Here is a 13,001-nt window from a genome sequence, read left to right as displayed (position 1 = left end):
TCGGTGCCACCCACAGTTTATATAATATAAGCAATTTTTTAACCATTGGTAGTCTCTTATATATAAATAATAATACCTCATCACCCACATGGCAACTGCAATAAATAAAAATAGCTAGTAAACATAATTAGTTTTACTAGCTTTGCTTCTTAATAGGACTATTTTAATTGTGATTTTCACTTAAAAATATATATTTACAAACTATGATATATATTGTAATATTTTATATATATATGTAACTTAATCTATTAATTGGGGGAAATAAAATGGAAAACTTAGAAATAACACATGAAAGAAACAAACTCTTAGTAAAACTATTTACTTTTTCAGCAGTGGGTTTTATTATCTTATGCATTGCTACTAATAAAACAGCAGCTATTTTATGGATTGCAATTATTGCTGGTGGGGGTATTTCAGTTTTATTGTTAATATTAGTTATAAAAAAAGTATTCATAAAAAACATTATGTACATTGTGACAGTAGGAATAATAACCGTATCTTTTTTAGTAATGATAACAAATCCAGATATAACATCATACTTAATGATATATTATTCTTTATCTTTAGTTGCATTATATCAAGAAAGTAAGCCTATAATTTTAACTGGAATAAGTGGGGTTATCTTCACAAATTATTTTTATTTTAATTACAAAAATCAGATGTTTCCTACTAATGGAATCTCAGGGCTTACTACCTTGAATTTATTATTAATTTTGGGTACAACTTATTTAGTTTTTCAAAGTAATTTCAGTGAAAAATTAAGAAAACGAGAAAAAGAAAATAGAGTAAAAGCAGATAAAGCCACGGAAGAAATTGAAGGAATATTAGATAGTGTAAAAAAATCTGTAACTATACTAAGAGAACTTAGTACAGAATTAAAGAGCAATATAAATGTAACTGGGGATATATCTAAAGATGTAACCTCAATATTTTCGCAGATAAGCTCATGTATAGAGTCTGAAGTTGTAAGTATACAGGAAGTAGCTGCTTCTATGGACGCAACTAATAGCAATGTGATGGAGGTATCCAAAGCTGCTAGTATTTTTAGTGACTACTCAAATGGAACTGTTGAATTGGTAAATAAAGGTAGTGTTTTCATTTCAACTTTGGCAGGAGAAATTGATAATGTAGGAAATACTATAGGACAAACTGTTTCACTAATGGAGGAGTTAAGCAATGAAACACAGCTTGTAGGTGAGATTTTAGATACAATTAATAGTATTGCAGAACAAACCAACCTTTTAGCTCTTAATGCTGCAATAGAAGCGGCTAGAGCAGGTGAACATGGCAGGGGGTTTACAGTTGTTGCGGATGAGGTAAGAAAATTAGCTGAGGATTCAAGAACATCCACAGGTAAAATTTCAGCAATATTAGAAAAAATTCAACATAAAACAAATAACGTTTCTACGCAAATCACTTCAGTTAAAACTGCAGTGGAAAGCAGTGGTACTTCAACAGTTAAGGTAGAAAAAGTATTTGAAGAAATAAGTCAAAATACAAAAAATACAGTGGAAGAATTTGGTAATATTAATGAAATGATACATAAATTAGACACTGCTTCAAAAGTAGTTATAGGCGTAATGACAACAATATCAGCTTCAACGGAGGAAAATACATCTTCCGTACAGGAAACTTTAATCAAGGTGGAAGAACAAAATAAAAGGATAAATAGTATTGTTAATAATTTCAACGAACTAGATAAATTAGCTATTACTTTAGAGAAGATAATAGAATGAGATATACCCCTAAGAATGTTCTTAGGGGTATATCTTAATTTGTAAAATGTATTTTAATATAAAAATTCTAAGTATTATTATTTAAATATAGGCTATGTTAGACAATATTGAGGATAAAAGAATATAAAATTGGCTTGTCTAAATAGACAAGTCAATAAACTTTTTCCTAATTATTAAAGTATCAAAATACAATTATTTAACTGATGGGATGACTAATCCTAATATAAATAGGTTGAATAATGATATTCCAAATACAATATATGAACTCGTTAAACCCCTATTTAATTGAGGATTATTAATATTAATTGAAAGTATTAGAATTATCATTCCCACTATCATACCCTGTATACCCAGTATTTTAGCTGTCTTGGCGTAATTTTTAGCTATTGCTCCTTTTATACTGGAATTACAAAATGTCCTTAATTTTATTGAGGATTTTACTAATATTTTAGATGTATTTGTTAATAAATTTATACTATCCAATATTATCACTACTGAAATTACTATAAGTACTACTTGTGCTATATTCACAATAACCCTCCTATCATATGTTCTATTTTTTTTCTTTATGCAAACAACCATTATTACTATTCAATTACTGCACACTTTTTTACAAGTGTTTACTAAATTATAGTTTATTTATATACTAATTATAACATAAATTTCAAGTATAAGGGATTTGGTTATCTAAAAATAGGTTCTCTACCTTTAAAAGTAGCAATTCTGGTATCCACAAAGTTTGTTGTACTATTTGCTTTTTATTATGTCTTTATCATCTTTGAAATATTGTAACCACTTGAACCAATGTAGATAATTTGCCAAAAATTTAGTTGATACTCCGTTAAATTTATCCATCCACTTTTTAAACTGGCTGTGCAAACTATTTACATGATTAATATGATAAATACCATTTTTATAGTGGTTTCTCATAATACGTTTATGTTCTAAATTAAGGTTTCTACCAAACCTAATATAACTTTTATGGCTGTCTGTACAAATAATAGAATCATGGTCTATGTGACCATCATAAAGTCTTTCAAGGTCTTTAAAGCCAACTCTGCCCTTGCATATCATTTCAAGAATAATATTGTTATTTCTATCTATTGCTGTGGCTACACATATCTGTTCATTGCTTATACCACGTTTTTTAATTTCTTTACCTCTTTTACGAGAATGTCTTGGCATTAAAAATCCACTTTTCTTATGATTGCCTTTGAACGACTCAGCAACAAAGGTTTCATCCATTTCGACAACACCATCAACATCTCCCGTACCCATAAATTCCCCTATACAATCAAGTATTTTATGCCTCATATAAAATGAGGTTTTAACGCCTACTTCTACTATTTCAGCACTTTTCCTTATACTATATCCTATAACCATACATTTAGCATACTCTATCCATTTTTCTAAAGATAATTTGGTGTAAGATAAAGCAGATTTTGAGAAGTCATTAAAAGTCTTATTACAACCCCTACATTTATATCTTTGTTTACCATTTAACTTGCCATTCTTAACAACATGAGTTGAATTACAATGAGGGCAGACCTCTCCCTTGGCAAATCTGGATTCTCTACAATCATTAGGAAGATTACGAGTTAACGAGTTAAGTGTCATTATTTCGCCAATGAAATCAAATAAGTCTTGTAATGCAAATTCAGAAAGAGTTTTTATATCTGTTTTTAAAGCTCCCACACTTGGCATGTAACCACCTTTATATAATAAATTTTCATTAATCCTATGTCTAATATCTATCGCTCCTAAAACTTTATTACTTTTATTTACTAGCCAATAAGTTGAACACTCTACAAAACCATCTTCTAATCCTTTTCCTTTACTATATCCATCCAAATTTTCAACCATTAAGTGAAAGTCGGTTGTATCAAGATTTAAACTCCATGGAATAATTTTTTCTTCACCTTTTTTCCAATCTTTTATCATATCTAAGTATTCATTTTTAAAACTATCATTAGGTTTTATCAACTTTAATTCTTCTCTCATATATATCTCCATCCTTTATTCGCAATAAACTACAAGGTTACAACTATTTCCAATTCATAATCAATATTATATTGTTGAATATATACTAATTAATTATTGTAATCACTAGAGAAAGCCTCCCCCTAGATTTCTCTATGAAATAAGCTTTTGTAGTTACATATAAATTATTTTATTGAAAACATAAACTGACCTGCAGAAATGCAGATTCCCTTTGTATATTATGATTAAGAAAGAAAAACATAAAAATCTTATTATTTGGAGGAGGATAATCAATTGGCCGCTCCCCTAAAATTGTTGATTCCCCTAAAGCAGCAAAGAAACGTAAAAATAAATAGAAGAGGTGATAATATGTATACATGTAATCATTGTAATAAGAAATTAAAGAATGTGCCTTATATGTGTTCAAATAATAAAAAATACTGTAGTTTTGAGTGCGTTCCAGACTCCACAATTGATAAGCCATACTCTTTTCAATATTTTAACCTTATGGATAGAATAAGAGCCCCAGAAATTATTACGGACCAAGATATTTTGTTTTTGGTAGGTTATTTAATGAAGCCGGTGAACTTTGGTATGAAGGTACTTTTAATATTAAACATAGCTTAATTGGGTATCCTTTATTTAGAAACGAAGAATCTTTTAAAAATGGTGTGGAGTTTAATAATGATGGAATAATTAAACGAAATTATTTCTCTTAAAACTGGCAAAGTTAGAGCAAAACTTTCTTAATATAATAAAACAATTTATCTATATTGCATAATTACGTTAAATGAGAATATTATACTATACATTGTCATATTTTCAATTAGAGAGTAATTTATAAAGGGAATTTATATGAAGGGAAAACAACTAACTTTATTTCCATTAGCTTTTAACTCTATTGAAGAAACCCATAGATACTATTCAAAAACAATCTTGTATTGTTTATACCCTGACAATACCCTTAACATACAACAAATATATGCCCAGTTTTCCAATAAACATCAGAGACTTGTTAGGGCTGCTATTAAAGACTTAGAGACGTGTCTGCTAATTTATAGGGTGGATAATAATAAAGGACCATACTGCGAGAAAAAATATAATTTAACAAGAGATGGTAAAGAACTTATTAGCTCCGAAAGTATTTTTAATAACTAGAAAAAGAAGGAAATATAAAAATTTCCTTCTTTTTCATTTAAAGTCTGCAATAATCCGTATATATTTATGCAACATTAGAAGTTTCTTCAACATTTACTTTTTTCTCAAAAGCCTTCCTGCTTCTACTATATACATACCAGTAAACAGCAGCCACAAAAATGCCACCGCCAACTATGTTTCCCAGTGTTACTGGGATCAGATTTTTAATGAAAAATGTCTCCCAGTTCAAATGATTCAGTTTTTCTGGTGTTACACCCAACACAGCAGCAGCATCTACTAATGCCTTATTGCCCTTTGCCATGATACCTGCAGGGATATAATACATATTTGCTACACTATGCTCAAATCCCGATGTGATAAAAAGCCATATAGGAAAAAATATAGCGAATATTTTTCCTCCCAGGTCCTTAGAACCATAGGCCATCCATACGGCTAAGCACACAAGCCAGTTGCACATAATACCAAGGTAGAATGCTTGAACAAATGTTAGACTAACCTTATAAACCGCAGTCTTTATAGTTACTGCACCTAGCATATTTGCTCCACTGCTAAAGAGTCCTGACTTGTACATCATATATGCGATAAATAAGGAACCTACGAAGTTTCCAATGTAAACAAAAAACCAATTTTTTAACATTGCTTTTATACTCACTTTTCTGTCTAATACACCGGCAAGTATCATTGTATTACCTGTAAAAAGTTCTCCTCCCGCAATTAATACCAACATAAGTCCAGTTCCGAAAATAGAACCTGCAAGTACTTTCCCAAGTCCATAGGTCTCTGGCTTTGCAAAAAGGTTAAAGGCCGCCATATTTGAACCTTCAGCAGCAAAAGCAATAAATGCACCTGCTAAAATGCCTAATATAACCATGTTCACAATGGTCATTTCTGACTTTTTAATACCAGTTTGTATTGTTACTTTAGTAATTTCTGGAGGTGTTAAATAATTTTGTGTACTCATTTCAAGTCTCCTTAAAAATATTCTATGCTATCAATAATTTCTCAACATAAATGTCTTATAACATTATTAGTCTAACTGCCTCTCTAGCAGATTTCATTTGTAGATTGTTATCTTTCCACGATCCTATACGTCCTACCATTTCGTCAGTATTTATTCTTTTTTCATCTTTAATTTCATTATAATAAATCGGCTTATAAATTGATGTTTTACTAGCACCATTAGCACCTGCAAATATTGTGTATGTTGGCATAATTATTTACTATTACCTTTTCTTGTTCTCTTTGAAGAAGCATATTAGATAACATAATATAAAAATCCTGCTCTTCCTTGCTCTTTGCCATCTTAAATAACTCCTTTAATTGGCTATAAGAGTAGTTCAAAAAAATATCGTATATTCTTTTATTTTCATTTTTCATACCTAATACCTCCAATTCCAACTATTCTATCATATTATATATCAATATGATAGAATAATAAACTATTGCCTTATTATTTATCTTTATGTAGCACTGATTAATCAATATGAACCTTTAGAAAGTAAAAGATTCCAGTTTTTACTACGTCCTCGGGGGAGGTAACAATAACTGGAAGTTGTTGTAATTATCAAAACACTGCTTATGGGCAGTATAAGCATAATCTCTCTTTTAAACCTTCCAAGACTTCTTCTGGCACTTCCCTGACCTTGATATCCCCACCTAGGAAAAGTAGCCAATTTGTTATTTCTGTCAATTCTTCGGACTTATTAACGTTGATAAAAGTCTTTAGAACGGCTGTAACTAGGTAAGGATTCGTATAGGAAATTGAAACTTTTAAAGGATGGTATTTTTTGTACTGGGCAATCGCTTTTGGACCAAGTTCAAGGACAAGGTTGATTAATTCTTCCTGCTTACTTAGTTTTTCTAAAATCTTTTGATCACTTAATCTCTTTTTCGCCTCGTAGGGTTTGACATTGGTGAGATGGTCAACAGAAAATACCTGCTTCTTTTCTTCCTTTAAGTCAAAGCCTTCAATCAGCCAAAGGCTATTTTCATGATAAAGGTGCAAGAGATAAATTGAGTAAGACTTTATTACCTCGCCTTCTTTGATGGAAATCAATAAATATCTATCCAAAAGGAGAATTTGGATGAGCTTTTCCAATATGGGATGAGGGAGGTCTGAAAGATTAAGTATGTCAGGATTATGGGGATTGGTCCCTTCAAAAATCAAGATTTGATTTAAAAGAACCAGGTCATCTTGCTGGTTTTCTGATATGAGGCCTAATAATTTTTCAGCTATAGACTGACGACTCTTTAGATATGGGAGTTGTTGATTTCTTGTGGCCATAAAGGCAATAAAAAGAGCTTTGACCTCATTGTCGTTAAAGTGAACAACAGGTAGGACGGAGTTCTTCATGACAGAATACCCCCCATCCCTTCCAACCTCTGTGACAAGAGGTATTCCCATGGCCTCAATATCCCTGATATCTCTAATAGCTGTCGAACGAGAGATGTTAAATTCTCGCATGATTTCAGAAATTGTAAAGTGGGCGCGGTTGTTGATATACCGCATGATGATATTAATCCGTTCAACCTTTTTCATAGGGCCTCCTAAACAGTATCATTTTTTGACATGATTTAAAGTTATTATATAGTCATCAAGTGAAGAATACAAGTCATTTGATTAATTTAAAAAAGAGGAAGGTTTTGAATATGGCAGATTATACCCTAGAAGAAAAAGCCAGCTTTACCGTATTAGGTTTTGGAACTGAGCTTAAGAGCTATTACACAGACTTTGCTGGCTTAAACAAGGAAAAGTCAGACTTTTGGCAGACCATCAGCCAAGATGGAAGGCTTGACACTTTAAAAGCCATAGCCACAAATGACTACATTTTTGCCGTGAACGAAGCGGTGAATAACAAGATGATGCATTATGCTGGCGTCATGACAGAGGCATCGGCACTAGAAGAAGCCAGAGTTATCCAATTTCCTAAGGGGGAATACTTAGTTGTTAAAGGGGAAGGGAAGACGGCTGATGAATTGGAAAATAAGCTTGCTGGCCTTGCCTTTGGTCAAGTCTTGCCAGAAGCAAAGAATTTTGCCTATGTTGGTGGGCCAAATACAACGGTTGAGATGGGTCAGCGAAACAGCTTAGTTTTTGGTGAAATGTGGATTCCTGTTGTTAGAAAATAAAGAGATAAAAGGAGGAATAGAAATGTCCTATATCGTTGATTTTAAAAATGTGTCTACAGTTGGTTTAGAGTCTTCACCTGTAGTAGAATCACTTGCTGGTTTACGTGCTAATGAAGCCCGTTATTTTATGAACAAATACAAGCATGAATTTGTGGTTGTACCAGCTAGCGAAAGCCAGGAGACACTGGATTATGTGAACCGAATTTTAAAAGAACGTGATATTGAGTTTGCGGCCAAACCGTTAGAAACATCGCGTTTTCAAGTAGAAAATATCAAATTTGCCTACGTCTTTTATGAGGATGGTCTTGGAGTCAACGTCATGTATACGGTCGATGCCCCTAAGAAACGGGCCGTTGGTTTAAAGCTTTCTGAGGGGATGGAGATACCAGAGGAGTTAGATGGGAAGTTTAAGTTTGCTAGGCAGAAGTCTAAACTTGCAGGAACAATTCGGGGCTCGTTTTTTGTAATTAAAGGAGAATATTAAAGTATACAATATAAAGTCATATTATTTTATGTTACTGTTTTTTTAACAACATTTTGGAAGCTTCAAGTCTGCCATCTTCTATGAGTGTCAGTTGCTTAGCCTAGGAAGGTTGCTTTGGTGGCAGTCTAAATCTGCTTCCAAAGTTGTTAATTTTCCTGCTGAATTTCCTTTTATTACTGTTCCTAAATAAGTTCCATTAAGTTCCTCTGAAAGTGCACCAAAGTATTTTTACACATATTTGTATTGATTTGACCCTGGGAAAGCACCTTGCAAAATAAAGCCAATTGATTTATTTTCAGAAATCTCTGCTATCCTTGCCACGCACTCAACATGTGTTGTGATAGAAAGACGATACTGGTACGCGAAATTACTGATTTTGCGCAAAGATATACCCCCTTAAAATAAGGGGGTTTGTAATTTCCTCGTTTGTTTTTTAAAATATTTTAAGCCACATTTTTAACATGCCTTGACGAGATAAAAATTTATATCTTAGAATTTATTTTTGAGAATCAAGTATAAATAAAGATGCATCATGGTTCATGAATATTTTACTTCCAGTATAAAAAGTTTTAGACTTAATATCCCTGTACCCAATTTTAGTCATAATGTCAGTTAGCTTTACTTGATTAAATCCGTTATGAACCATATCTGAAACTATTTCTTCATTTTTATTAAAATCTACGATTAGTAAATGTCCTCCTGCATTTAGAACATCATATAATCTTGATAGCACTAACGGAGCATCATTAATATGGAGTAGCACCTGAGCCATAAAAATATAGTCAGCATGTAAATCCGATTGACCTTCCTTTTCAAAATCAAAGCATAAGGTATCTACATTCTGAATATTAAGATCAGAAATCTTTTGCTTTATTTGATTAATCATGTTTCGCGATGTATCTAGAAAAAGCATAGAATTAAAATCATTTAACAAGCTCATTCCCACAAGGCCAGTTCCACACCCAAAATCAATAGCGTTCTTACTTTTGGCGTCAACCAAATATTCACGAATGGCATCTGATGATACCTTAGCAATTTCGATTCTTTCAGAAGTGTCATATATATTAGCTATCATTTCAAACTTATCAGTATTTCCCATAATTACCTCTCCAATCTGCTTTAATAAAATCTAATGCCATCTTTATTATCTACTCAAGGATTTCAGTATATCCCCTAAGCGGCAAATCAGCACTCATAATTCACAAAAGACTCTAAAAAATCAGCTCTCCTGCTTTATAGCCATCAGGCAATTCTTCTTCACTTAAAAATTTAAAATTGTCATCACGCAGTATTGGTAAAAATGCTTCGTATGGAATCCTAGAAAACTCACTGGCATAATTACTGGCTCCAAACCACTTGCCCTCTTTGCTGCTCAAATTTAAATCTCTAGCAAATTTTGTAAAGTTTGAGCAATCATGAACTGCTAAATCCCACTTTTCTTCATCGGCTATTTTCATGAATTTCAGAGTTAATTCCCTACTCCAAATTGGAGATATATAGCCATGTCTGGTAATATACATGCTCTCCCCATAATAATTATCTATGTTATTCTCATTTAAATGTAATTCTGCACAATTTATAAAATCCAGTTTTGTATCTAAGATCGCTTGCTTTTTCTTAAAAAAGGACTCGAAAAACTCAGGAGTCATTGGGGTTTCAATACCTACGTTTTTAATATATTTTTTCGCTATTTTAATATTTTCAATAACTTTGTCTGAACACTTAGAAGCACCCAGATTGAAACGTATCTCGTTAAGACCGGATTCACCTAATGCTTTCAATGTATCTTCTGTAGCTAAAATGCCATTTGTATATAAATGTTGATAAATCCCTGCATCACTAAATTTCTTTATTACAGAATAGTATTTTTCAATTTCCATGAATGGCTCTAAATAAACGTAGGCAACGCCAGTGGGTTTCTGGTGGATGGAAAGAAGTAAATCAATATCCTTCTCATAAAATTTTGTGCCTCCAATTTCCCAAATACCTTCGCCAACTGGAGGAATATCATCTAGTTCTCCATAATTGTAACAGAACTTACACTCTACGTTACATTTGTTCGTTTTCCTAATTGCACCCAACCCAGTTCCAAGCAGACAAGAACGACATCCTTTTGAAAATTTATTTTCATTTCCCACAAAAAAAGTTCTATTCTCCAAAGTTTTCAAACTTCTAATTTCCGACATTAACGTGTCATTTCTATGATCGATGGCTGCCTCAATTTGGGCAAAGGTGGAGTAAATGATTTCTTGTTGTTTTATCATAACTTCCTCATCCTCTGGCAATATTGAAAAAAATTCAAACCATATCAACGCATCTTTCTTTGAAATTTTCATAACGTATCCTCCTCTAATTTATCCGTTAGTGTAAAATTTTTTACACTATTTTTTAGATTTTCTCTTTATATATCAAGGGTTGCAGAGTTTTTTATACATAAAAAACAATGACCCCATTTGGGGGTATAATCGAGCTCACTTACAACACAAAACTATCCAAAAGGAGAGTGTCATTGTTGAACCCAATTATATCATTTCTATCGTATTATGAAAAGAATAATTGGTGGTGCATCAGGTGTATAAAGGTTTATTAATATAATACATGCTCCTTCACCATGGAGAGAAAAATTTTCATTATAGGTTTATCACCTTTGACATAACTATGAACATTAATAAGTTATTTGAGTATAATAGTATCATATAAATTCTGGGAGGATTTTTAATGTATCCACATTTTTACAAAATTAATTCTTACGATGAAGTCTCATCAAAAATTCTAAATGAATTAATTAATTTCAGTGGTCTCATTTTAGCCATGGAAAAAATAAACAATAACTTATTAACTGAAGATCGCTTTAATCAAAATACAGATTTTCTTCAATATATTGATCATTTTGGTTTAGGTAGATATTTTCATTTTAGATGCCAAGGGTACATGGAAGCTCTAGTTTTCACAAAAAGTTACTCTCCTCAAGGTATCTGTTATTGGTTAAATAATCTGGTGTATCCCACATCAAAACATTTTATGGAAGCTCTTAAATATTTTGATAGAGTAACACTACCTGCTACTGAAATCCATAATAGTGAATTTCACAAACTAATTGGTATCATCACTGAATTTAAAAGAGTATCTACTGAGATCATGGAAAACATAAAGTTCTACAATCTGACTTGCTAATATTTTATTGTTTCACAAGAGACTGCAATTTTACTTCCAATAATAGTTGAAACAAAACAAAACCAAAATTTAAGTAATAGAAGATTTTCAAAATCCTATTATTGAAATATTCTACTTTCCTTAATGCAAATGGAATTCATATAGCTGGTATAGAGTTTATTTCCAATAAAGAAGGTTAAATTTTCACCTATGATATAAATACTAATAAAAGTCCACAAGCTTATTTTAAAAAAGCTTGTGGATTTTTAAATAATTTCCTGTGTATGTTTCATAAATAAATAAAATAAAAACACTCAGACAGAGAAATTTTATTATACTACTGAACGGTTTTCGTAAATAATGTCTACATAATCGTCAATTTTTTCTGCTTTATATTCCTTGCATAGCAATGCTTTAATGTATCCTAAAAAACTAAAAGCCATAATTGAAGAAAATAAAATTTATATTTATGATGCTACTACTAGATCTGAAATCTCTAAAGACATTTCTTCAGAAGATATTAAATATCTGCAGAAGTGCTTAACCCTTATGAAAATAAGAGATGTAAATAATAATGTTTTAATTATCGATGGTGCCAGTGGTCCACTAACCATAAGTGTCAATAAAAAGCTTCAGCGCATACTCAACCTTTCTATATTTGGCATATGTAGAAAGTAAAAACTTCCAGTTTTTACTACGCAGTGTGAGAAAAACGCGTCATAACTATTGAAATTGAAAGTGCGAACAATGGTCTTTGATAATTGAATAATACGGTATTAAAGAATAAGAATAATTGCTATGTTTTACAAAAATAGTGATTATTTATATAAAAATATGCTATAATTACCATTAGTTAAGACAACATAGTAAAATGTTGCTCATCAATCAAAAATACATGATACTTAAACATTTGTAGAAAATTGAGAAGATTATTTTTATTGGGAGGTAATAACTTGAAAACAGTAAAAGTTATAAAAAAAGTAAAAGTTATACAAAAAGTAATTTTAGTAATAGTTATTATATTAATGCTTTTAGATTTATTTGATATCATTAATGGAGAAATTATAAATTTAATTGAATTACTATTTTTCGGTATCATGAATATATTAGATGGGTATTGCTCATATATTAATAACAAAAAACGAGAATCAATTTCGTTATTTCTAGTTGGAATATTCTTAATAGTTAGTGGGATTATAGTTTCATGGATTCATAGTGTAACTTAAATATATTCTAATTATGTGTCACAACTAGTAAAACCGAATAATCCCTTAAAAATACTGTATTATTCAATTGAATAATACGGTATTTTTATGTCGTCTTTCAAATATATTTCGACATTACCTTTAATAAAAAATATT

At 31.2% G+C, this 13,001-nt stretch carries 14 protein-coding genes and 2 pseudogenes; 8 read left to right on the top strand and 8 right to left on the bottom strand.

Features of this window, described 5'->3' with window-relative positions; genetic code table 11:
* Positions 1-266: 266 nt before the first annotated feature.
* Entirely contained in the window at positions 267-1,736 is a 1,470-nt protein-coding gene (locus tag G9F72_RS04890) for a methyl-accepting chemotaxis protein (RefSeq protein WP_164959800.1), read from the top strand.
* A gap of 192 nt (positions 1,737-1,928) precedes the next feature.
* Here the strand turns inward: G9F72_RS04890 and G9F72_RS04885 are convergent, their stop codons facing one another.
* Complete coding sequence (locus G9F72_RS04885; protein WP_164959799.1) at positions 1,929-2,267, bottom strand: hypothetical protein; 339 nt, start codon at positions 2,265-2,267, stop codon at positions 1,929-1,931.
* A gap of 219 nt (positions 2,268-2,486) precedes the next feature.
* Positions 2,487-3,440 (bottom strand): annotated as a pseudogene (locus G9F72_RS04880) (IS1595 family transposase); the annotation flags it as partial.
* 645 nt (positions 3,441-4,085) lie between these two features.
* Between G9F72_RS04880 and G9F72_RS04875 the strand changes: the two are divergent.
* Positions 4,086-4,343 (top strand): hypothetical protein, encoded by a 258-nt coding sequence (locus G9F72_RS04875; protein ID WP_164959798.1) that lies wholly within the window; start codon positions 4,086-4,088, stop codon positions 4,341-4,343.
* 228 nt (positions 4,344-4,571) lie between these two features.
* Positions 4,572-4,874: a hypothetical protein gene (locus tag G9F72_RS04870; protein WP_164959797.1), complete on the top strand. Its 303-nt coding sequence runs from the start codon at positions 4,572-4,574 to the stop codon at positions 4,872-4,874.
* 64 nt (positions 4,875-4,938) lie between these two features.
* On the opposite strand, the gene G9F72_RS04865 is transcribed toward G9F72_RS04870, so the two are convergent.
* From G9F72_RS04865 to G9F72_RS04850, 4 genes and pseudogenes are all read right to left on the bottom strand, one after another.
* On the bottom strand, positions 4,939-5,835 hold the full coding sequence (locus G9F72_RS04865; protein ID WP_164959796.1) for a formate/nitrite transporter family protein: 897 nt from the start codon (positions 5,833-5,835) through the stop codon (positions 4,939-4,941).
* A 64-nt stretch (positions 5,836-5,899) separates the two neighbouring features.
* Positions 5,900-6,085 (bottom strand): annotated as a pseudogene (locus tag G9F72_RS04860) (ATPase); the annotation flags it as partial.
* Positions 6,054-6,251 carry a hypothetical protein gene (locus G9F72_RS04855; protein WP_164959795.1) on the bottom strand — a complete coding sequence of 66 codons (198 nt, stop codon included), beginning with the start codon at positions 6,249-6,251 and terminating at the stop codon, positions 6,054-6,056. The pseudogene G9F72_RS04860 and the gene G9F72_RS04855, both read right to left, overlap by 32 nt.
* A gap of 199 nt (positions 6,252-6,450) precedes the next feature.
* On the bottom strand, positions 6,451-7,413 hold the full coding sequence (locus G9F72_RS04850; RefSeq protein WP_164959794.1) for a helix-turn-helix transcriptional regulator: 963 nt from the start codon (positions 7,411-7,413) through the stop codon (positions 6,451-6,453).
* A gap of 110 nt (positions 7,414-7,523) precedes the next feature.
* Here G9F72_RS04850 and G9F72_RS04845 point away from each other — a divergent pair, with 110 nt between their 5' ends.
* Together G9F72_RS04845 and G9F72_RS04840 are read left to right on the top strand one after the other, a co-directional pair.
* A complete protein-coding gene (locus G9F72_RS04845; RefSeq protein WP_164959793.1) occupies positions 7,524-8,003 on the top strand; it encodes a GyrI-like domain-containing protein in 480 nt (159 codons plus the stop codon).
* A gap of 22 nt (positions 8,004-8,025) precedes the next feature.
* The gene (locus tag G9F72_RS04840) at positions 8,026-8,487 is read left to right on the top strand and encodes a phage tail protein (RefSeq protein ID WP_164959792.1); all 462 of its coding nucleotides are present in this window, start codon (positions 8,026-8,028) and stop codon (positions 8,485-8,487) included.
* A gap of 496 nt (positions 8,488-8,983) precedes the next feature.
* Here the strand turns inward: G9F72_RS04840 and G9F72_RS04835 are convergent, their stop codons facing one another.
* Together G9F72_RS04835 and G9F72_RS04830 are read right to left on the bottom strand one after the other, a co-directional pair.
* The gene (locus G9F72_RS04835; protein WP_164959791.1) at positions 8,984-9,586 is read right to left on the bottom strand and encodes a class I SAM-dependent methyltransferase; all 603 of its coding nucleotides are present in this window, start codon (positions 9,584-9,586) and stop codon (positions 8,984-8,986) included.
* A 112-nt stretch (positions 9,587-9,698) separates the two neighbouring features.
* Positions 9,699-10,823, bottom strand: coding sequence for a radical SAM protein (locus G9F72_RS04830; protein WP_164959790.1), 1,125 nt, complete (start codon positions 10,821-10,823; stop codon positions 9,699-9,701).
* A 382-nt stretch (positions 10,824-11,205) separates the two neighbouring features.
* Between G9F72_RS04830 and G9F72_RS04825 the strand changes: the two genes are divergently transcribed.
* From G9F72_RS04825 to G9F72_RS04815, 3 genes are all read left to right on the top strand, one after another.
* Positions 11,206-11,661: a spermidine/putrescine ABC transporter ATP-binding protein gene (locus G9F72_RS04825; protein WP_164959789.1), complete on the top strand. Its 456-nt coding sequence runs from the start codon at positions 11,206-11,208 to the stop codon at positions 11,659-11,661.
* Between the two features lie 396 nt (positions 11,662-12,057).
* The gene (locus tag G9F72_RS04820; RefSeq protein ID WP_164959788.1) at positions 12,058-12,318 is read left to right on the top strand and encodes a hypothetical protein; all 261 of its coding nucleotides are present in this window, start codon (positions 12,058-12,060) and stop codon (positions 12,316-12,318) included.
* 275 nt (positions 12,319-12,593) lie between these two features.
* The gene (locus G9F72_RS04815) at positions 12,594-12,866 is read left to right on the top strand and encodes a hypothetical protein (protein WP_164959787.1); all 273 of its coding nucleotides are present in this window, start codon (positions 12,594-12,596) and stop codon (positions 12,864-12,866) included.
* The last annotated feature ends 135 nt before the right edge of the window (positions 12,867-13,001 follow it).

The organism is Clostridium estertheticum, assembly GCF_011065935.2.
Lineage (GTDB): Bacteria > Bacillota > Clostridia > Clostridiales > Clostridiaceae > Clostridium_AD > Clostridium_AD estertheticum_A.
Note: the sequence above shows the minus strand (reverse complement) of the source record. Positions and strands in the feature narration are given on the sequence as shown.

Excerpts from the sequence above, each read along its gene's own strand:
- G9F72_RS04890 (WP_164959800.1), top strand. The coding sequence starts at position 267 with ATGGAAAACTTAGAAATAACACATGAAAGAAACAAACTCTTAGTAAAA.
- G9F72_RS04875 (WP_164959798.1), top strand. The coding sequence starts at position 4,086 with ATGTATACATGTAATCATTGTAATAAGAAATTAAAGAATGTGCCTTAT.
- G9F72_RS04870 (WP_164959797.1), top strand. The coding sequence starts at position 4,572 with ATGAAGGGAAAACAACTAACTTTATTTCCATTAGCTTTTAACTCTATT.
- G9F72_RS04865 (WP_164959796.1), bottom strand. The coding sequence starts at position 5,835 with ATGAGTACACAAAATTATTTAACACCTCCAGAAATTACTAAAGTAACA.
- G9F72_RS04855 (WP_164959795.1), bottom strand. The coding sequence starts at position 6,251 with ATGAAAAATGAAAATAAAAGAATATACGATATTTTTTTGAACTACTCT.
- G9F72_RS04850 (WP_164959794.1), bottom strand. The coding sequence starts at position 7,413 with ATGAAAAAGGTTGAACGGATTAATATCATCATGCGGTATATCAACAAC.
- G9F72_RS04845 (WP_164959793.1), top strand. The coding sequence starts at position 7,524 with ATGGCAGATTATACCCTAGAAGAAAAAGCCAGCTTTACCGTATTAGGT.
- G9F72_RS04840 (WP_164959792.1), top strand. The coding sequence starts at position 8,026 with ATGTCCTATATCGTTGATTTTAAAAATGTGTCTACAGTTGGTTTAGAG.
- G9F72_RS04835 (WP_164959791.1), bottom strand. The coding sequence starts at position 9,586 with ATGGGAAATACTGATAAGTTTGAAATGATAGCTAATATATATGACACT.
- G9F72_RS04830 (WP_164959790.1), bottom strand. The coding sequence starts at position 10,823 with ATGAAAATTTCAAAGAAAGATGCGTTGATATGGTTTGAATTTTTTTCA.
- G9F72_RS04825 (WP_164959789.1), top strand. The coding sequence starts at position 11,206 with ATGTATCCACATTTTTACAAAATTAATTCTTACGATGAAGTCTCATCA.
- G9F72_RS04820 (WP_164959788.1), top strand. The coding sequence starts at position 12,058 with ATGTATCCTAAAAAACTAAAAGCCATAATTGAAGAAAATAAAATTTAT.